Source organism: Streptomyces sp. NPDC030991 (assembly GCF_055571235.1).
In genome coordinates, this window is record NZ_JBVIFR010000028.1 from 15,745 (window position 1) to 34,960 (window position 19,216).

The 19,216-nt window shown below is 72.1% G+C and carries 19 protein-coding genes; 10 read left to right on the forward strand and 9 right to left on the reverse strand.

From position 1 onward, the window contains the following. Window positions 1–66: 66 nt before the first annotated feature. Window positions 67–1,614 carry an MFS transporter gene (locus ACZ45E_RS35085; protein ID WP_468229088.1) on the forward strand — a complete coding sequence of 516 codons (1,548 nt, stop codon included), beginning with the start codon at window positions 67–69 and terminating at the stop codon, window positions 1,612–1,614. A 106-nt stretch (window positions 1,615–1,720) separates the two neighbouring features. On the opposite strand, the gene ACZ45E_RS35090 is transcribed toward ACZ45E_RS35085, so the two are convergent. Both ACZ45E_RS35090 and ACZ45E_RS35095 read right to left on the reverse strand, forming a co-directional pair. Continuing rightward, a complete protein-coding gene (locus ACZ45E_RS35090) occupies window positions 1,721–2,185 on the reverse strand; it encodes an enoyl-CoA hydratase/isomerase family protein (RefSeq protein WP_468229091.1) in 465 nt (154 codons plus the stop codon). A 197-nt stretch (window positions 2,186–2,382) separates the two neighbouring features. Next, window positions 2,383–2,952, reverse strand: a complete 570-nt coding sequence (locus ACZ45E_RS35095) for a TetR/AcrR family transcriptional regulator (RefSeq protein WP_468229093.1) — start codon at window positions 2,950–2,952, stop codon at window positions 2,383–2,385. 80 nt (window positions 2,953–3,032) lie between these two features. On the opposite strand from ACZ45E_RS35095, the gene ACZ45E_RS35100 reads away from it, so the two are divergent. Next, window positions 3,033–3,953, forward strand: a complete 921-nt coding sequence (locus ACZ45E_RS35100; protein ID WP_468229096.1) for an NADP-dependent oxidoreductase — start codon at window positions 3,033–3,035, stop codon at window positions 3,951–3,953. Between the two features lie 128 nt (window positions 3,954–4,081). Here ACZ45E_RS35100 and ACZ45E_RS35105 read toward each other — a convergent pair whose 3' ends face one another. The 3 genes from ACZ45E_RS35105 to ACZ45E_RS35115 are packed head-to-tail and all read right to left on the reverse strand — an operon-like array spanning window position 4,082 to window position 6,296. Continuing rightward, window positions 4,082–4,801, reverse strand: coding sequence for an ANTAR domain-containing protein (locus ACZ45E_RS35105; protein ID WP_468229099.1), 720 nt, complete (start codon window positions 4,799–4,801; stop codon window positions 4,082–4,084). A gap of 23 nt (window positions 4,802–4,824) precedes the next feature. Then, window positions 4,825–5,553, reverse strand: a complete 729-nt coding sequence (locus tag ACZ45E_RS35110; RefSeq protein ID WP_468229101.1) for an ANTAR domain-containing protein — start codon at window positions 5,551–5,553, stop codon at window positions 4,825–4,827. Beyond that, window positions 5,550–6,296, reverse strand: a complete 747-nt coding sequence (locus ACZ45E_RS35115) for an ANTAR domain-containing protein (RefSeq protein ID WP_468229104.1) — start codon at window positions 6,294–6,296, stop codon at window positions 5,550–5,552. Before ACZ45E_RS35115 ends, ACZ45E_RS35110 begins: the two co-directional genes overlap by 4 nt. Window positions 6,297–6,511: 215 nt before the next feature. On the opposite strand from ACZ45E_RS35115, the gene ACZ45E_RS35120 reads away from it, so the two are divergent. Beyond that, window positions 6,512–7,417, forward strand: a complete 906-nt coding sequence (locus ACZ45E_RS35120; protein WP_468229267.1) for an SGNH/GDSL hydrolase family protein — start codon at window positions 6,512–6,514, stop codon at window positions 7,415–7,417. Here ACZ45E_RS35120 and ACZ45E_RS35125 read toward each other — a convergent pair. From ACZ45E_RS35125 to ACZ45E_RS35135, 3 genes are read right to left on the reverse strand one after another with little or no spacing between them, the layout of a single operon-like run. Then, window positions 7,414–8,982: an FAD-dependent oxidoreductase gene (locus ACZ45E_RS35125; protein WP_468229107.1), complete on the reverse strand. Its 1,569-nt coding sequence runs from the start codon at window positions 8,980–8,982 to the stop codon at window positions 7,414–7,416. The genes ACZ45E_RS35120 and ACZ45E_RS35125 overlap by 4 nt on opposite strands. Beyond that, a complete protein-coding gene (locus tag ACZ45E_RS35130) occupies window positions 8,979–9,749 on the reverse strand; it encodes a methyltransferase domain-containing protein (protein WP_468229110.1) in 771 nt (256 codons plus the stop codon). The genes ACZ45E_RS35125 and ACZ45E_RS35130 overlap by 4 nt, the downstream gene beginning before the upstream one ends. Before the next feature lie 28 nt (window positions 9,750–9,777). After that, a complete protein-coding gene (locus ACZ45E_RS35135) occupies window positions 9,778–10,971 on the reverse strand; it encodes a lycopene cyclase family protein (RefSeq protein WP_468229113.1) in 1,194 nt (397 codons plus the stop codon). 209 nt (window positions 10,972–11,180) lie between these two features. Between ACZ45E_RS35135 and ACZ45E_RS35140 the strand changes: the two genes are divergently transcribed. From ACZ45E_RS35140 to ACZ45E_RS35170, 7 genes are all read left to right on the forward strand, one after another. Beyond that, the gene (locus tag ACZ45E_RS35140; protein ID WP_468229116.1) at window positions 11,181–12,470 is read left to right on the forward strand and encodes a polyprenyl synthetase family protein; all 1,290 of its coding nucleotides are present in this window, start codon (window positions 11,181–11,183) and stop codon (window positions 12,468–12,470) included. Further along, window positions 12,467–14,005, forward strand: a complete 1,539-nt coding sequence (gene crtI / locus ACZ45E_RS35145) for a phytoene desaturase family protein (protein WP_468229119.1) — start codon at window positions 12,467–12,469, stop codon at window positions 14,003–14,005. Before ACZ45E_RS35140 ends, crtI begins: the two co-directional genes overlap by 4 nt. Continuing rightward, window positions 14,002–15,030 (forward strand): phytoene/squalene synthase family protein, encoded by a 1,029-nt coding sequence (locus ACZ45E_RS35150; protein WP_468229122.1) that lies wholly within the window; start codon window positions 14,002–14,004, stop codon window positions 15,028–15,030. The genes crtI and ACZ45E_RS35150 overlap by 4 nt, the downstream gene beginning before the upstream one ends. Beyond that, window positions 15,027–16,064: a DUF5914 domain-containing protein gene (locus ACZ45E_RS35155; protein ID WP_468229125.1), complete on the forward strand. Its 1,038-nt coding sequence runs from the start codon at window positions 15,027–15,029 to the stop codon at window positions 16,062–16,064. The genes ACZ45E_RS35150 and ACZ45E_RS35155 overlap by 4 nt, the downstream gene beginning before the upstream one ends. Before the next feature lie 57 nt (window positions 16,065–16,121). After that, complete coding sequence (locus ACZ45E_RS35160) at window positions 16,122–16,637, forward strand: DinB family protein (RefSeq protein ID WP_468229128.1); 516 nt, start codon at window positions 16,122–16,124, stop codon at window positions 16,635–16,637. Between the two features lie 162 nt (window positions 16,638–16,799). Beyond that, the gene (locus tag ACZ45E_RS35165; RefSeq protein ID WP_468229131.1) at window positions 16,800–17,462 is read left to right on the forward strand and encodes a DUF998 domain-containing protein; all 663 of its coding nucleotides are present in this window, start codon (window positions 16,800–16,802) and stop codon (window positions 17,460–17,462) included. A gap of 157 nt (window positions 17,463–17,619) precedes the next feature. Beyond that, on the forward strand, window positions 17,620–18,306 hold the full coding sequence (locus tag ACZ45E_RS35170; protein ID WP_468229134.1) for a PepSY domain-containing protein: 687 nt from the start codon (window positions 17,620–17,622) through the stop codon (window positions 18,304–18,306). 109 nt (window positions 18,307–18,415) lie between these two features. On the opposite strand, the gene ACZ45E_RS35175 is transcribed toward ACZ45E_RS35170, so the two are convergent. Beyond that, the gene (locus ACZ45E_RS35175; RefSeq protein WP_468229137.1) at window positions 18,416–18,901 is read right to left on the reverse strand and encodes a hypothetical protein; all 486 of its coding nucleotides are present in this window, start codon (window positions 18,899–18,901) and stop codon (window positions 18,416–18,418) included. Window positions 18,902–19,216: the final 315 nt, after the last annotated feature.

Consider the following 19,216-nt stretch of genomic DNA (forward strand, 5'->3'; position numbering starts at 1 on the left):
ATGGTACGTACCGGGACAACCGGGGCGCTCCTGTCCGGCGGGAAGCCAGAGGAAGGAAGACCGTCCGTGAGCGCGGAGACGACGCAGGCGGCAAGTGAGAGTGAGCCGGAATGGGATCCGGAGGCGGTACGCCGCCACCGGGGACTGTTCCGGGCGATCGAGCGGCGCCGCAACCCCAAGCTGCGGCGCAGCGACATCACGGTGACCGAGGAGCCCACGGTTCGGCGCGCGGTGAAAGCCGCGATGCTCGGCAACGCCATGGAGTGGTTCGACTTCGGCATCTACTCCTACATGGCCGTCACCCTGGGCAAGGTGTTCTTCCCGTCGGGCAACCCGACGGCCCAGACCCTCGCCTCCTTCGGCGCCTTCGCCGCGGCCTTCCTGCTGCGGCCGATCGGCGGATTCGTCTTCGGCCCGCTCGGTGACCGCATCGGCCGCAAAAAGGTCCTGTCCCTCACGATGATCATGATGGCGCTCGGCACCTTCGGCATCGGCCTGGTGCCCTCCTACGCCGCCATCGGGATCTGGGCGCCCGCCCTGCTGCTCCTCTTCCGCGTCATCCAGGGCTTCTCGACCGGCGGTGAGTACGGCGGCGCCGCCACCTTCATCGCCGAGTACGCGCCCGACAAGAGGCGCGGCTACTTCGGCAGCTACCTGGAGTTCGGCACGCTCGCCGGGTACGTGGGCGCGGCCGGGCTCGTCACGATCCTGACGACGGTCCTGGACGACGGCGCCATGACCTCCTGGGGCTGGCGCGTGCCGTTCCTCGTCGCCGGTCCGCTCGGCGTGGTCGGCCTGTACATGCGGCTCAAGCTGGAGGACACCCCGGCCTACCAGGAACTGGAGCGCGAGCAGAGCCGGGCCGAGCGCCCCAAGTTCCGCTTCGGCCCGTTCTTCCGCGAGCACTGGCGCGCGCTGCTGCTCTGCATGATCCTCGTCGCCGCCTACGACATCGCCGACTACGGCCTGCTGTCGTACATGCCGACCTACCTCACCGACGAGCTGCAGTACGGCTCCACCGCCGGGCTCGTCGCCCTCGTCATCGTCATGATCGTGCTGATGTGCCTCGTGCACCCGCTCGGCAGCCTCTCCGACCGCATCGGCCGCAAGCCCGTACTGCTCGCCGGCATGGCCGGCTTCGTCGTACTGACCCTGCCCGCGTTCCTGCTGCTGCGCACGGGCGGGCACGTGGCGATCTACGCCGGTCTGCTGCTGCTCGGGCTGTGCCTGCTGGCGTTCCTCGCGACGATGTCCGCCGTTCTGCCCGCGCTCTTCCCGACGGAGGTGCGCTACTCGGCGCTCGCCATCTCCTTCAACGTGGCCGGCTCCCTCTTCGGCGGCACCACGCCTCTGGTGATGGAGGGCCTGACCAGCGCCACCGGCAACAACCTCATGCCGGCGTTCTACATCATGTTCGCGTCGGTGATCGGCGCGGTCGCCGTCCTGTTCGTCAAGGAGACCGCGCGGCTGCCGCTGGAGGGCTCCCCGCCCGCCGTCTCCACCGCGGAGGAGGCCGGGGACCTGGTCGCCGCGCAGTACGTCCGCGGGCCGCTCGCGCAGTACCCGGCCGACAGCACCGACCGCGACACCCCGGAACCGGCCACGGCCGCCTGAACCCGGGTACGCGAAAGAGGCAGCCCCTGAGCTTGTTCCTTGAGGTCCAACGATCTTCGGGACCTTGAGGAACAAGGGCCTGGGCGTTTTCCGCAGGCTCCGCCGATCAGAGGCTGTCGAGGATGCGCTCCAGGTCGCGTTCGCCCTCCCGGGTCTGCACGCCCGCAGCGAGCTGCTTGTGGGCCGACGCGACCATGTCGTCGGTGAACAGGGAGAACAGGGCGGTGTTCTCCACGGCGTACGCCTGGTGGGGGATTCTCGGGGTGATGGTCTCGACGGTGGCCTTGATGGCGGCGACGACCTCGGGGCGCAGGCGAGCGATCCGGCGCGCCAGCCGGTCGACGAAGGCGTCGATCTCGTCCGCGGGGACCGCACGGTTGACCAGGCCGTACCGTTCGGCCAGCTCGGCGTCGACCAGCTCGCTGCCGAGGAGCAGTTCCAGGGCGCGTGCCCGGCCGAGCAGACGGGCCATGTTCACCGTTCCGCCGCCGCCGGGAAGGATGTCCATCACGGCCTCGGGCTGGGCCTGGCCGGACCGGCCGATCGCCGCGAACCGCATGTCGAGGTACATCAGAAACTCGTTGCCGGCGCCCCGGGCGAAGCCGGCGATCTTGCCGATGGTGACCTGCGGCGGGCGGTGACGACGAGGCGAAGGCGCGACGCCGGGTGATGATGGCGACGGCAGGGATCTTCACGGGGCGTCAATGACCGAACCCTGATCCCGCCTGTCTGTCGTGACCAGCCATATTCCTGATCAGTGATCACTGATCAGTGCACGGCTCCGGCCGCGCGTACGTCGGCAAGCGCCTGTCGTGCCAGCGGGCCGAAGCCCTCTCTGTTGTCGGCGTCGATCCACTGGTCGTAGGCGATCTCCCAGGCGAGCGCGCCCAGTTGCGCGGCCACGCGCGCGGACAGGCTCGGGACTCCGCGGCGGTCGAGGGCCTCGATCATCGAGGCGGTGAGCTCGATCCTCTTCAGGGCCTCGCGTTCACGCAGTTCCGTATGGGCGTTCAGCACGGCCTGGCGCCGCCCACTGAACTCGCGGCGATCGGCCGTGAAGAACGTCCGGCCGAGCGCGTCCAGGGCCTCCGCCACCGCGCCGAGCGGCCCGGCCGTCGGCGGCGCCGACGCGATCCCTTCGACGAGGAGACCGCTCATCGCGCCCCTGCCGAAGAGCACCTCGCGCTTGTCCGGGAAGTGCCGGAAGAAGGTGCTCTTGGTGAGCCCGGCGTGCTCCGCGATCTCGATCACGGTCGTGTTCTCGTAGCCCTGTTCCTCGAAGAGGTCGAGGGCAGCGGCGGCGAGTCGTCCTGGTGCGTCGGGTTGCCAGCGAGCCATGGGGACAGTGTACGGGACTTGGTCCCATCAGTGGTGTACGGTCGATAAGACCAAGTCCCATCACTGGCCAGGAGTCATCGATGAGCAGAGCTGTCCGTTACCGGCGATCTGGCGGTCCCGAAGTACTGGAACTGCAGGAGATACCCGAGCCGCACGCCGCGCCGGACGAGGTTCGCGTCCGGGTCACGGCCGCCGGACTGAATCCGATGGATTGGCAGATCACCACCCAGCCCGACATGGCGGCGCGGTTCGGCATCACCCTGCCGGCCGGGTTCGGCAGCGACTTCGCCGGAGTGGTGGACGAAGTGGGCGCCGAAGCCACCGGATTCGCGGCCGGCGACCGGGTGTTCGGGGCGGCGATCGGCCGGTCCGTCGCGGATTTCGTGCTGGTCAAGACCCCCGCCGCAGACCTGTGGCCCACCCCGGACGGCATCGGCGACGAGGTGGCGGCCACGCTTCCGGTGTCCGGTCTGACGGCCTCCGCCGCGCTCACCGCGATCGAACTCCGCGCCGGGGACACCGTCCTGATCGGTGGAGCGGCGGGGGGCGTGGGCATCTTCGCCGTGCAGCTGGCGAAGCTCGCGGGTGCCCGGGTGATCGGCACCGCATCCGAGGGCACGTTCGGATTCCTGCGCGGGCTCGGCGCCGAACCCGTGGCGTACGGCCCTGGCCTGGCGGACCGGGTGCGGGCCTTGGCGCCCGAGGGGATCACCGCCGCAACCGACCTGTTCGGAAGGGAGGCGGCCGAGACCGCGTTCAAGCTCGGCGTGGCACCCGAGCGGATCTCCGTCGTGGCCGACGGCCCCGCCCTGCCGCCCGGTGTCCGCAAGGCCGGAGCCCTCGACGCGGGTCCGGGCACCCTGGAACGGATCGCCGACGCGATCCATGCCGGCGAGATCACGGTTCCGATCGCGGCGACCTTCCCGGTCGAGCAGATCCGCGAAGCCGTGACGACACAGGCCGAGAGGCACGTTCACGGCAAGATCGTGATCGCCCTGTGAACCGGCACGAGGTGGACTCGGCGACCAGGATCCACTTTCGCCACAAGCTCTCGTGATCCTGAACCCCATGGAACCGGTCTGATTCAAAGACAGCCCCTGACGGCCCGCGCGACGACACGCGGGGGCCGTCAGGGGCTGTCCGGCTCCTCGGACTTGCCGCGTCCGTCGATGACCTGCTGGGCGGCCTCGCCCAGCGGGATGGCGTTGGCGTAGGCGTGCGCGCGCAGGCGGGCCAGGGCCTCGTCGGGCGTGGAGCCGTTCTTGGCGGCCAGCATGCCGGCGGCCTGGTGGACGGCCGGGGGGTAACCCTGCGGCCCGGGCCGCGGAGCGACCGCCTCGACGTGCAGGATGTGGGGGTGCTCGTCGATCGCCAGCAGAGTCAGCACCCGGGCCCAGGCGTGTGACCTGTCCCGCTGCTCCTCGCTCAGGGCCTGTGAACGGCGGAGGTAGACATCCATCGCGCCGATGCACATGTGGCCGACCTTCAGGGGCAGGGCGGCCACGGACCGGATCCCCAGCTGGGCCGCTTCCGTGGCGAACGCGGGCCACCGCTCGACGGCCCGGTACAGGTCGCCCTCCTCCACGAGGCCCCGGCGGACGAACGCCTCGGTGCAGGGCCCTTCGCCGGTGACCAGCTGGGTGTTCTCCAGCCGGTGGGCGACCTCGTCGGTGGCGCAGGCCAGTACCCGCAGTTCACCGCCGCTGATCAGGGTGACGCCCATCGCGTCGACCCCGAGGTCGGTCGCGCAGACGGCGCCCGCGGCACTCAGGGTCAGGGGGCCGTCCGCCGGCGGGGCGGCCTGGGAAAGCAGGTTCCAGGCGTTGGCCTGGTGTCGGGCGTCATCCACTCATGTCTCCGCGTGCGCAGGGGTCAGGGCCGGGTCATTCGAGCGATGTCCAGACTGCCGTCGACGATCTGGGCGGCCAGGAGGGACAGGCGCATCCGGTGCGTACGGGCGTGCTGGCGCAGCGCGTCGAAGGCTTCGTCCAGGCTCGTCTGCCAGCGTTCGGCGAGAAAGCCCTTGGCCTGCTCGATGACGATACGGCTCGACAGTGCCTGTTCCAGCTGGGCGCGCTCCACGTAGCTCTGCCCGACGGTGCGCTGCTGGAGGATGGCGATGGTCGCCACGTCCGCCAGTGCCTGCGCCGCGCGGGCGTCGGCGTCCGAGAGGACCTGATGGCGGGTGTGGAAGAGGTTGAGCGCGCCGACGGCCTGCCCGCGCAGCCGCATCGGCAGGGCGTGTGTGGTGGCGAAACCCGCTTCGCGGGCGCGGGCGGCGAACGCGGGAAAGGTCCGGGTGGCGCCGGGCGAGGTGAGGTCGATGGTCAGATGGGCGTGGCCGTCGCGGTAGCACTCCACGACGGGGCCCTCGTCGTGCTGCAGGGCGAAGACCTCCAGCAGCCGGGTGTGCTCGTCGGACGCGGCGATCAGCTGCAGCCCGTGGTGCGGGTCGGCGAGCATGACTCCGGCGGCTGAGATGTCAAGGAGCTCCAGGCAGCGGTCGCACAGCCGGTGCAGGAACTCGATGAGATCGAAGTCGTCGACCAGCGTGTCGACTGCCTCCACGATGGCCTCCAGGAGGCGTTGCTCGCGAGTCATGGACCCTCTTCCCTTCCCTGGCCAGACGAGTCCGGCTCGATTCCGTCTTCCGTGAAGCGCACCCGGCGCGCGACCACGTCCTCGGCGAGGTCCACCACGGTGAGCCCGTGCCGGTAGGCGTGCGCCCGCAGCAACAGCAGGGACTGCGCCAAGGGCACCCCCGCTTGCGCGCTGACCATGCCGGTGGCCTGGTGGACGACCGCCCGGTAGAAGTCGCTGCCGTTCTCCGCCGCGGCGAACGCGTCCGGGCCCCGGCGTTCGGCCAGCACGACCGCGGTCAGCGCCCTGGCCAGCAGATGCGCGTCGCTCGTGGCCGAACCCTCCAGCGGACCCGCCGCAGCGCGCTGCAGTGTCAGAGTCCCCAGGCACGCCCCGCCCACATGGAGGGGGAGGGCGAACACGGCCCGTACCCCCAGATCCAGGACGTCGGGCAGGAGGGCGGGCCAGCGGCCGGCGGCCACCCGCGACAGGTCCGGTTCCGACACGGCGGCGCACGTGGCGACCGCTTCCGGTCCGGGCCCCTGGCCCAGCGTGTACTGGAGATCCTCGAGCCGGGCGCTGGTGGCCGACGAGTACCACACCAGTTCACCCAGGCCCGTGCCCATGGTGCTGGTGGCGAGGGAGACCGCGATGCCGTCGACGTGCAGCACCCGGGCGCACAGCGCCGGATCGCCGCCGATCAGTCCCGCGCCGTGGGGACGTAGATTGCCGAGAACAGTGGCGATGCCCTCCCTCTCGGCCACCGCTGCCTCCGCTTCGTGCTCATGCGAGGTCCCCGCGAGTCCACGGGCGTACGCTCCCACCCTAGTCTCCCCAGCTGCCGCGATACGGCTGACCGCGGTGTGTGCGCCGGGGGACTCCCCATGGGGTCTCTGGCGTGAGCCGAGTCGGTACGACTGCTGGCCTCATGGCGTACCGGCCGGTATACAGACGACGTTGGCTTCAGGGGAGGGGCATGATGATGAGACAGACACGTCCGGGCGAGGCCGTATCGAAGCGACGTACCGCGGTGGTGCTCGCCGTGGTGGGCAGTTGCGTGCTTGCCGCCGGCACCGCCGGAACGGCCTCCGCCGCGGGGGAGCGGCACGGGGAGCCGCACTCGAACTACGTGGCGCTGGGGGACTCGTACACCTCCGGGCCGCTGATCCCCCGCCAGGTCGACGCGGACTGCGCGCGCTCCGACCACAACTACCCGTCGATCACCGCGCGCGAGCGCAAGGCGACGTCGTTCACGGATGTCAGCTGCGGCGGCGCGACCACCGCCGAGATGTGGCAGGCGCAGGGGAGCAACGGACCCCAGCTGGACGCCGTCGAACGCGACACCGACCTCGTGACCGTGCAGATCGGCGGCAACGACATCGGCTTCGGCTCGATCATCGGCACGTGTGCGGCGCTCAGCGCGAAGGACGTGAACGGCAACCCCTGTCAGCAGTACTACGGGGCGTCGGGCCACGATCAGTTGACGGTGAAGATCCTTCAGACGGCGCCCAAGGTGGCCCGCGTGCTGCGGGCGGTACACGCCAAGGCCCCCCACGCGCGCGTGGTCGTCGTCGGCTACCCCGACCTCCTGCCCGACGACGGAACGGGCTGCTACCCGTCGGTCCCGTTCGCCGCGAAGGACTTCCCCTACCTACGGGACACGGGCAAGCGCCTGAACGTCATGCTGCGCGCGGTCGCGCTCCTGAACCGGGCCGAGTACGTGGACACGTACCGCCCGACGGTGGGCCATGACATGTGCAAGGCCCCGGCCGATCGCTGGATCGAACCGCTGAGCCCGACCTCACCGGCGGCTCCGGCCCACCCCAACGCCAAGGGCCAGCAGGCCATGGCGCAAGCGCTCATGAAGACGCTGGACAGGCCCTAGTCCGTCCCGCGTCCGGACGCGGCGCCCCACCGCGCGAGTTGTCGCAGCAGGGCGTTCCGGCCGCGAGACGGTACGGTCCACAGCTCGTGGCCCCGGAGCCCCCACCGCCCGAGCAGCGCGTTGGCCGCGAGCATGCCACTGGTCGCGGCCCGTTCCATCAGAGCCACCGGCAGCGCGGTGCGCACCAGGTCACCGGCGACCATGAGGGAGGGGTTCGACGTGCGCACGGTGGGCCGGTCGTCGTATCCGTCCACGGCGAACATCGGGCAGTCCTGACGCCATTCGTGCCGGACGTCGACGACTCGCGCCGCGCGGGTCTCGGGATACAGCCGATGCAACTGGTCGATGAGGCGCTTCTGCTCGACCTCCCGGTCGGCGTCGTCCGCGACGGCGTAGGCGTGCAGTTCGACCACCGAACCGCCCGTGCGGCGCGCCCAGTTGTGCGCCTCGTGCTCCCACCGATCCAGCACACTCACGTTGTCGAGGCCGGCGTAGCCGCTGGTCCCGAGAAAGCCCGCCCGGTCGGCGGCGACCGGCCGGTCGAGCCACAGTCGGGAGACGAGGAAGGCGGGCGCGGTCCGCAGGCGCGCGACGCGGGCGTACCAGTCCTCGTCGGCCAGACCGGGGCTGCGCCGGAGCAGATGTTGCAGGCCGCCCGTCTCGAGCGCGAGAACACAGGCGTCGTAGTGGCGTGTGTGCGCTCCCGCGTCCACCTGAAAGCCGCCGCCCGGCGCCGGGGCGACACGGTCGACCGGTTCGGACACCCGGACATCGACGCCCAGGCTCTCCAGGTAGTCGCTCAGGGGGTCCCAGAGAGCGGTCGGAAAGGGGGCGTTGGGCACGTCGAACAGGAGCCCCTCGGCCGACCCGAGGAAGTAGATGTGGAACATCAGCGCCATCTCGGCAGCCGAGAGCCGGCGCGGATCGGCGAAGAAGCTGCGCGAGAACACCTCGAAGGCCAGGTGGTGGGCGGCCTCGGGGAACCGGATCGAGGCCAGGAGGCCGTGGGCGCTGACCGAGTCCAGCCGTTCGTAGATCTCCGGAACGCGTACGTCCATCAGTGGCAGGGCCGCCCGGGCGTTCATCCGGGGCAGGTCGCGGGGGGTGAAGGTGGGGCTGCGCAAGGCAAACCCCATGGCGCTCCACGGTGGCGTGCGCGGGACATGTCGGAAGCTGTCCCGCGTCCCGGACGCGTGCCACAGCGGATAGTCGGGCAGGGGCGTCAGCCGCTCCAGCCGCGGATCGGTGCGGCGCAGCAGAGCCCGCAGGTTGTAGTACTGACGGAAGAAGGCGTGGAAGCCGCGGCTCATCGTGGCCGACGACCCGTCGGCGAGCTGGGTGCGCCAGCCGGCAAGACGCCCGCCGAGCGTGCTCTCGCGTTCGAAGAGGGTGACGCGCACCCCGCGTTCGGCCAGCCCGACGGCGGCCGCGAGACCGGCGATCCCTCCTCCGACGACGGCCGCCGACGGGGGCGCGCCGCCGGCCCCGGAGGATCCGGGAGAGGCCGGCAGGTATACGGCCCGGCGGTCCCGCGCGCCCGGCGGCAGCGGGTGTCGGCGCTTCATCCGCGGAGCCCCTCGTCCGGTCCCCGGCCGTCCGGCGGCCTCGCACCGTCCGGCCCCCGCCCCTCCGGCACCCGGCCCACGACGGTGTGCGTGATGCCGGTCTGCCAGCCGGGCAACGGCAGGATGCGCACCTGCGCGAACCCCGCGGCCGTCAGCCGGGCGGCGAAGACATCGGCGGTGTCGAACTCGATGACACTGCGCCACAGATGGCGGTACAGGGCGCCGTCGCCCAGGGCGGTGGTGACCGGCAGGAGCCCGGCACACACGACCGACCACAGGGCGCGGTGGTGGCGCCTGCCGCTGAGCGTGTAGTCGTGCACGGCCAGTCGGCCGCCAGGTGCGAGCACGTCACGCACCGCGGACAGGATCCGGTCCGGGTCGGCCGTGTTGCGGAACAGGTAGGCGGCGAGGACCGCGTCGAACGGGCCGCGGACGCCGGCCTCGGCCAGCCGCTCCGCCGGCGCGTGGACGAAGGTGACGTTGTCCGGCCAGCGTTTGGCCGCCGCCCGCTCCAGCATCCCGGCCGACGCGTCCACCGCGGTGATCTCCGCCTCGGGCAGCACCGACAGGAGGGCCGCGGTCGACGCGCCGGTACCGCACCCCAGGTCGAGCACGCGCAGCGACCGCCCGCGCCCGGAGTGGCCGAGGCGGCGCACCGAGCGCCGCAGATGGGCGTGGTAACCGGGGTTGGCCCGCACCAGGGCGTCGTAGCTGCGTGCGGCATGGTCGAACGCCCGGGCGAGGGAGGCGTCGCGCAGGGTGGGCATGGGTCTCCTTGACGAGAACCCCGGCACGTCAGGGTGTCGGGGAGGGGCGCAGCGGGCGGGTGGGGAGCACCAGCGCGCTGCGCAACAGGGGCAGGACCGGGCTGTTCAGCCCGATGGACAGGTCCTCGTACAGCGTGGTGGCGCCGTCGAGGAAGCGCAGCAGCCGTTCGGTGGGGACCCGCGAGAACAGCCGCGTGAAGAAGGCCGCGCCGTCGAGCCCGCCGCTCGCCAGGGCGTGCAGCAGGACCGCGTCCATCGCGTGGGAGCGTGTGGAGTGGGGGGCCGGTGGCATCGGGCGGCGCCCCGCGAGCACGGCGGCGGCGATGGCCGACGTCTGGCGCTGGATGGCGGCGAAGGTGTAACCCGTCGACGGACGGGTGCAGCCGCCGGCCGCGCCGATCCGGAAGACGGATTCACCGCTCTGGCGGGCGAACCGGGCGTCGGTCATGGGGATCACCCCCTCCTCGCGCGCCTCCACCTGGAAGTCGCGGATCCCGAGGACGGAGCGCAGATAGCTCTCCAGGGCCCGGTCGTAGTGGTCCGACGGCAGCAGCGCCGCCGAGAACTGCGTGTACTCCACCAGCGCGCTGCTCGGACTGGTCGGCAGTACGTAGGTGAAGGCCAGGCCACGCTCGGGCTGCGGGGTGCGGAAGTCCATCAGCTCCACGGAGCCCGGGTCGAAGGCGGGCCGGTCCGTGCGCACGAACCAGCCGCGGAAATGTTGCAGCAGTGTCGTCCGTGCCCGGGGGAGGCTGCCGAGCGGCCGCGAGTCGAACACCCAGCGCGCGGGCAGGGTCTCCTGTCGGCCGTCCACGGTGCGCACCAGCACGTTCGCACCGCCGGTGACCCCCTCGACGGCCTCGACCGTTCCTTCCGTACAGGTCAGTCCACGGCGCCCGGCCAGCCGCCGTGCGACCACCGCCTCGAAGTCGTCGGAGCGGATCATCTTGTACCGCAGGGCGCCGGTGTCCGCGTCCACCACGTGCCCGTCGGGGCCGCGCACCCGCATGCGGTGCCAGGACGCGGTGACGGCCTCGTCGTAGCGGCCCGGGCCGTTCTCCCAGAAACACCATGTCCGCGAGGGCGGCCGCAGCGGCCCGGGCGGCGCCTGGACCAGACGCACGGTCAGCGGGGACCGGCCCTCCGCGGCGCCCAGCTGCTCCGCCAGCGAGAGCCCCGCGGCCCCGGCACCGATGATCACCATGTCCGACCGCACACTCACCTCCGGCTTCTGAAGCGCTCGCTCCGACAAACCCTTCCGCTCCGCGACCGATCACGGATGCGCCGATCCGCGGATCCGGAGCGCGCCGCGGACCCGGCGACGGCCGCGGGCGCTCAGGTTGCCGCAGGGCGGTGCATCCGATCACGTGGGAGACAAGGAATGCCTCTGGACAGCACTTTGCCAGCCCTCGCCACCCCGAAGGAGCCGACATGCCCGCCGATGAGGCAACAGGCGCCACCACGGCTGTTGCGCCGCACGACGGGGCCGGCCCGGCGGACCGCGGCCCGTTCGCGGACAACGGCCCCCGCCCGGGCGACGGTTCCCTCGGCGGCGACAGCCGCCCGCTGATCCCCCCGCACGTGCGCCGGATCGACGCCGGGGTAGCGCAGACGGTCGAACGCCGCCTGGACGGGCTGCTGTCCCGCCGGGTCGCCCAGGCCACCGCCGTCGACGCCACCTTCGGCGCCGACGTGGCCGAGCGCGTGGCCCGCCTCACGCTCGGCGGCGGGCGGCGCATACGTCCGCAGTTCTTGTGGTGGGGCCTGCGCGCCTGCGGTCCGCCCGACCACGAACAGACCGAGGCGGCCCTCCAACTGGGCGTGGCACTCGAACTCCTGCAGACCTGCGCCCTCATCCACGACGACGTGATGGACCAGGCCCCCACCCGGCGCGGCCGGCCCGCGCTGCACGTCGACTGCGCCGCGCAGTACGCGGCATCCGCGCACCCCGGCCGCCACCGGTTCGGCGAAGCGGCCGCGATCCTCGCCGGGGACCTCGCGCTGGCCTGGGCCGACGACGAGGCCGCCGCCCTTCACCTGCCGGGCCGGTACGCCACCCGTATCCGCGAGACCTGGTCGCGCATGCGCATGGAGATGGTCGCCGGCCAGTACCTCGACGTCCAGGGAGAGGCCACGCAGACCAGGTCTCTCACCCAGGCGATCAGCGCCGCGTGCCTCAAGACCGCCCTCTACACCGTGGAACGCCCCCTCCAGCTCGGCGCGATCCTGGGCAATGCGGACGGGCGGATCCAGCGCGCCCTGAGCTCGGCCGGCCGCGGCGCCGGTCTGGCCTTCCAACTGCGCAACGACCTCAACGACGTGTTCGCCGGCGCCTCCCTCCGCGGCAAGCCCGCCGGCGGCGACCTGCGGGCCGGCAAACCCACCTACCTGGTCGCCCTGGCCCACGCGCGGGCCGCGTCCGACGACGACCGCACGTCCCTCCAGGTCCTGAAGGACTGCCTGGGCCGACCGGGCCTGGACGAGGGCGACCTCGACGAGGTCCGGCTCGTGCTCGAACGCACCGGCGCCCGGCGCAGCGTCGAGGAGAAGATCAGCCGCCTGGTCGCACGGAGCATGGGCGAGCTGGACACCGCCCCCCTCGATCCCGTCGCCCGCGCCCGCCTGCGGAGCCTGATGCGCCAGGCGGCCGAGGCCCCCGCCCCGGCCGGTGACACGGCCCGCGGCCTGTCGAGCGCCACCGGTGAAGGAGCGGCCAGGTGAGGACCGTAGGAGGAAGGACGGACCACGTGGTCGTCGTGGGCGCGGGCCTGTCCGGTCTCGCGGCCACGCTCCACCTGCTGGGCGCAGGCCGCCGCGTCACCCTGGTGGAACGCGACGACCTGCCCGGGGGCCGCGCGGGACGGCTGGTGCGCGGGGGCTACCTGATCGACACAGGACCCACCGTGCTGACCATGCCCCACCTGGCCGACGAAGCCTTCGCCGCCGTCGGGGAACGGCTGCGCGACCGGGTGGAACTCATCGCGCTCCACCCCGCCTACCGGGCCTCGTTCGCCGACGGCAGCACCCTCGACGTGCACACCGACGCGGCGGCCATGGAACAGGCCGTCAGAGACTTCGCCGGCCCGGCGGAAGCAGCCGGATACACCCGCCTGCGCCACTGGCTGCACCGCCTCTACCGGGCCCAGATGAAGCATTTCATCGACACCAACTTCGACTCACCGTTCCAGCTGCTCACCCCCGACCTGGCCCGACTGGCCGCGCTCGGCGGCTTCGGCCGCATGGACGCGCAGATCAGCCGGTTCATCAAGGACGAACGGCTGCGCCGCGTCTTCTCCTTCCAGGCCCTGTACGCCGGGGTCCCCCCGGCCCGCGCCCTGGCCGCCTACGCCGTCATCGCCTACATGGACACCGTCGCCGGCGTGTACTTCCCCCGCGGCGGCATGCACGCCCTCCCGCAGGCCATGGCCGACGCCGCCGCGGCAGCCGGCGCCGATCTGCGCTACGGCCGGCAGGTGGAGCGCCTGGAACGCACCGGCGACCGCGTCACCGCCGTGGTGACCGACACCGAACGCATCCCGTGCGACGCCGTCGTCCTCACCCCCGACCTCCCCGTCGCCTACCACCTCCTGGGCCGCGCCCCGCGCCGCTCCGTACCCCTGCGCCGCGCCCCCTCGGCGGTGATCCTGCACGCCGGGACCGACCGCACCTGGCCCCAACTGGCCCACCACACCCTCTCGTTCGGGGCGGCCTGGCACGACACCTTCGACGAACTGACCCGGCACGGCCGCCTGATGAGCGACCCCTCCCTCCTCATCACCCGGCCCACCGCGACCGACCCGGCCCTGGCACCCCCCGGCCGGCATCTGCACTACATCCTGGCGCCCTGCCCCAACACGGACATCGGCCCGAGCCCCGCGCAATGGGGCGACCTCGCGCCCCGCTACCGCGCCGAACTCCTCACCGAACTGGAACGGCGCGGCCTGGACGGCATCAGCACCGCCATCGACGAACAGTGCCTCGTCACCCCCGCCGACTGGCACGCCCACAAGCACGGCGCGGGCACCCCCTTCTCCGCCGCCCACACCTTCGCCCAGACCGGCCCCTTCCGCCCCCGCAACCTCGTCCGCGGAACCGCGAACGTGGTGCTCGCCGGCTGCGGGACGACGCCCGGGGTCGGCGTCCCCACGGTCCTGCTGTCCGGAAAGCTCGCCGCCGCCCGGATCACCGGAGCCCGTACCGCTTCGGCGCCCCGCGCCCGCGACCGGTCCACGACCCATGGAGGAGCATCCGCGTGACCGCCCGAGAGCTCGACGCCGCCGGCCTCACCGATCCGGCGCTGCGCCACGCCTACACCCACTGCCGCCGGCTCAACGCCCGCCACGGCAAGACCTACTTCCTCGCCACCCGGCTCCTCCCCGCCCACCGGCGCCCCGCCGTCCACGCCCTGTACGGCTTCGCCCGCTGGGCCGACGACATCGTGGACGCGCAGGGCGGCCACCTCGACCGCCCGGACCGCACCGCCGCGCTGGAGAACCTGTCGACCAGCCTGCGGCACGGCCTGACCACCCGCCACAGCACCGAACCCGTCGTGCACGCCCTCGCCGACACCGCGCACCGCTACGCGATCGACCCCCGCCACTTCCACGACTTCATGACGGCGATGCGGGACGACCTCACCGTCACGGACTACCCCACCTACGCCGATCTGCGTCGCTACATGCACGGCTCGGCGGCGGTGATCGGACTGCAGATGCTCCCCGTCCTCGGCACCACCGTGCCGCGTACCGAGGCCGAACCCTACGCGGCCGCCCTCGGCGTGGCCTTCCAGCTCACCAACTTCCTGCGCGACGTCGGGGAGGACCTCGACCGCGGGCGGATCTACGTCCCCGGGGACCTGCTGAGCGCACACGGCGTCGACCGGGACCGGTTGCGGTGGAGCAGGGACACCGGCCGCCCCGACACCCGCATCACGCGCGCGCTCCAGGCGTTCGAGGCACTGACCCGTGACGTCTACCGCGAAGCGGCGCCGGGGATCGCCCTGCTGGCCCCGGTGTCCCGGCCCTGTATCCGCAGCGCCTTCGTGCTCTACTCGGGCATCCTCGACGCCGTCGCCGACGACGGGTACGCCGTGCTCCACCGCCGGGCCGTGGTCCCGCGCCACCGCCGCGCGGTCGTGGCGCTCGACGGCCTCGCGCGGATCGTGCACGCCCGGATCAGCCACCGCGCGGCCCCCACGGAGACCCTTCCCCGGCCCGGCGAAGCGGACCCCGCGCCCGCCCGGCCGAGGCCCGCCGAACCTGTGCACAGGGGTGCCGCATGAGCGAGAGCAACCGCCGCAGGACGCCCCGCTTCCCCCTGACCCTGCGCAAGAACCCACCGGGGTGGGAGCGCCAGGAACCCACCTGGCGCGCGGCGCGGCCCTCGGTGATCGAGAGCGCCCTGAAACGGGCGCAGGCACGGGCGTCGGGCAACTGGTACGTCGTCGGAGCCAGCGACGAGGTCCCTCGTCAGGCGCCGCTCGGGCGCACCGTGGCCGGCCGTGAGCTCGTCGTCTGGCGGGACGCCGAAGGCAAGCTGGCCGCCGGTCCTGGCGCCTGCCCCCACCTGGGCGCCCCGCTGAAGGACAGCCCCGTGCGGTGCGGAGTCCTCGTCTGCCACTGGCACGGCCTCGCCCTCGGCGCCCAGGACACGCCGGGCTGGCGCACCCTGCCGGTCCACGACGACGGCGTCCTGATGTGGGTCCGCCTGGACACCGCGGGCCAGGAACAGCCCCTCGACCGCCCGGTCGTCCCGCCGCGCCCGGAGCCGGCCCGATCCGTCCACGCCGTCTACACCGGCGCCGGCCGTTGCGAACCCGAGGACATCGTCGCCAACCGGCTCGATCCCTGGCACGGCGCCTGGTTCCACCCCTACTCCTTCGTCGACCTGCGCGTCGTCGACAGCCCTCCGGGCGACGCCACGAGCACGGGCCCGGACACCGGGACGGACCAGGACGCGTTCGTCGTGGAGGTCTCCTTCCGTCTCACCTCCCGGCTCGTCGTCCCGGTCCGCGCCGTCTTCACGGCACCGGAACCCCGTACCGTCGTCATGCACATCACGGACGGCGAAGGACGCGACTCGGTGGTCGAGACGCATGCCACGCCTCTGACCCCGGCCGGGCACCCGGCGCCGCGGACAGCCGTCGTCGAGGCGGTGATCGCCACCTCCGACCGCCCCGGCTTCTTCCTCGCGCGGCACGCGTCCTTCGCGCTGCGACCCTTGATGCGGGCGGCAGCGGGACGGCTGTGGCGCGACGACCTCGCCTACGCGGAACGGCGCTGGACGCTGCGCTCACGCCCGGGCCCGCGTGCCTGAGGCGGCCCGGGAAATTCAGGCGACAGCCGAAGGACCGGCGCCCTAACGTTCGCAGGCATGGCACCTTCACTCGAACGTCCCCCCATGCAGGCCGACGAGCGCACCGCGCTGATCGGCTGGCTGGATCTCCAGCGGCAGATCCTGCGATGGAAGTGCGATGGCCTGAGCGAGGCGGACGCACACCGCTCGGTGATCCCGACATCGCCGCTGCTGACGATGGCCGGGCTCATCAGCCACATGCGGTGGGTCGAACACCTCTGGCTGGAGGTGCTGTTCCTCGGCGGCGACAAGACGCAGAACCCCTCCTTCGACGAGACGGACGAGGACGCCGACTGGCGCACCGACGGCGTGCCCCTGCCGCAGTTGCTCGCGCGGTACGAGGCCCAGTGCGCCCGGAGCAACGACATCGTGGCCGCGGCCTCCCTGGACGACGTCGGCCGCCACCCCGACCACCGTTCCGGCAACGCCAACCTCCGCTGGATGCTCATCCACCTCGTCGAGGAGACCGGGCGGCACGCGGGACACGCGGACGTCGTACGGGAGTTGTTGGACGGCACGAAGGGGTATTACTGATTCCGCGGCGCCGCACCGGCGCCGTCGGCTCGGCGGCGCCGGGCACGGGCGGGACGAGGGCGTGGAGCCCGACTGCCCTGGTACGACTCAGGGTGGCACCTCAGGGGTGTATCGGGGTCGGACCGGTGTTGTGGCAGGTACGCGTCGTTCGACGATGAGGCCATGACACCTTCGACACCCCGCCGCTCCAGCCGTCTTCTCGCGCCCGCCGTGTGGACGGCGGTCGTGCTGGCGGTGAGTGCGGCCCTGTGGAGCCCCTCGGACACGGATCCCGGGCTCAGCCCGTTCCAGCTGACGGTCAGTGACTTCGCCGCGCTCGACCGCGGCGGACCCATCGAGACCACCATGGGGTTGCTGGGCGCCGTGTCCCTGGTGCTGTTGGGGGTGGCGAGAGCGCGGCGAATACCCGTACACGGCCTGCCGTCCGTGCTGTTGGTGCTCTGGGGCGCAGGACTCCTCATCGCCGCCCTGGTGCCGACCGACCCCCTCACCGCACACCTGAGCGGCTCCGCGTACGTGCATCGGTACGCCTCCGTCACCGCGTTCGCCGCGCTGCCCGTCGCCGGGTTGTCCATGGCCCGACGGCTCGCCGGAACCCCCGGGGCGGGCGGGACGGTCCGGTGGCTGCGGGTGCTGTCGTGGGCGGCGCTGACCGGGGGCGCGGCCATGGCGTACTCGGCAGGCTTCGGCGGCCGGGAGCTGATCGGCCTGGTGGAACGGCTGCTGCTCGGCTGCGAGGTGGCGATGCTCGGGGTCTTCGGCCACCATGTGCAACGCCTGGGAGAGCCGGGCTCCCGTGGCCTGCGCGTCTCCTTGGGCCGCTGATCACCGCGTCTCCGTTCGGGGTGAGTCGGTGGCGTGCGCGGACATGGGCAGAGAGAGGCGCTCGCACTCGCACTCCTGGTCGTCGCCACCGCCCTCCGCAAGGCCGCCCTCCGCATGGCTGCTTTGCGGACCCCCGCACTCCCCTTAACGTAACCATATGACTACGAAACGTGACAAGGTGACCTCGGTGCGTCGGCGCTCGTCGATCGCGCGGGGCATCGGTGTGCTGTGTGCCGTGGCGGCGGCCGGATCTCTGATCACGGGCTGCGACAGCGACGACGACAGCGGGGCCGAGAGCGGCTCCGCCTCCAGCAGTGCCGGGGCGACGGCCTCGCCCTCCGCCTCGGCCGGCAAGCTGACGGAGGATCAGGCCGAGCGGAAGGCCCTCGTGCCGAAGGCCAAGATCGGCTACGACAAGGCGCTCGACACCGCCGTGAAGGCCGTCGACAAGTCGAAGCCCGTCTCGATCGAGCTCCAGGGGCCGGCCGACAAGCCCGTCTGGGATGCCAAGGTGGCGACGGACGACGGTACGGAGCACGCCGTCCGCGTCGACGCCGTCACGGGCAAGGCCGGCCAGGCGAAGGCCGACGCGGACCAGGACAGTGACGACAAGCAGGAACTCGCGAAGTGGCTGGCCAAGGCCACGGTGACGCCGCGGCAGGCCGTGGGGACCGCGACGAACAAGACCAAGGGCACCGTCACCTCCGTCGAGCTCGACGACACCGACCAGGGCGGCCCCATGTGGTCCGTCGACGTGGTCACCACCGACGACTGGAACAAGACGACCTACGACATCGACGCGACCAACCGCAAGATCCTCCGCGAGCACACCGACCGGGACTGATCCGGGCGCGGCACCCAGGCGGACGGCCGGTGAGGGCCTGACGGCCACTCACCGGCCTTCCACCCGCTCACCCGCCGTCCCTCGGTCCTCAGTCCTCAGCCCTCAGCCCTCAGTCGAGAATCACCATCTCCCGGGAGAAGACCCCCAGGTCACGGTGGACGTCCTTGCGCTGGAAGCCAGGGGGGACGGGGGCATTGGCGTCGAAATAGAAAGCCAGGACAAGCAGTTGGGCGCCCTTGTGCGTCGCCTTCAGATGGTTCTGGAGTTTCGCCACGTCCGCCGCGACCTCCGCGACGAAGGCGGGTTTGACGTACTCGGTGGCGCGCATGGCCTTCAGTTCGACGATGATCCGCTCGCCGGGTACGGCGCTGGAGCCGTTGAGCATCAGGTCGCTGCGCTGCTGGCCTTCGAAGACGTACTGTTCCCGCCGTACGTCCAGCGTCGAGTCGTACGCCCGCAGACCGCCCGCGAGTTCGGCCTGCAGCCACCCCTCCCAGCCCCAGTCGAGGAGCTGTACGCGGTGGGCCCGTTCGCCGTTCTCCAGCATCCAGGCGAAGACGAAGTCCTTGAACTGCCCGACCTTGATCGACGGCATGTGGTCCCCCTCGGCTTTCGAAGCGCGCTCTACTCAGGGGTCTACTGCACGGTGGGAGGGCCGTCCATCGCCGGGACCGAAGTGGACCGAAGCGGACCGAAGCGGACCAGTCGCCGCCGCGCCCGGGCGCTCCTCGCGCCCCGTGGACGTACGCACTTCAAGAAGTTCGCGCCTGTGGACCGGCCCCTCGGCGACGGGCGCAGGGAGGGGCGCCCGCGACAGGCCGGGTGCCGTGTGCCCACGGGCGGGCGCGTCATGCAACGCCACTGGGCCGCCACGCGCAAGGCGCTCCATGGGACCCACCAGCTGTCTGCA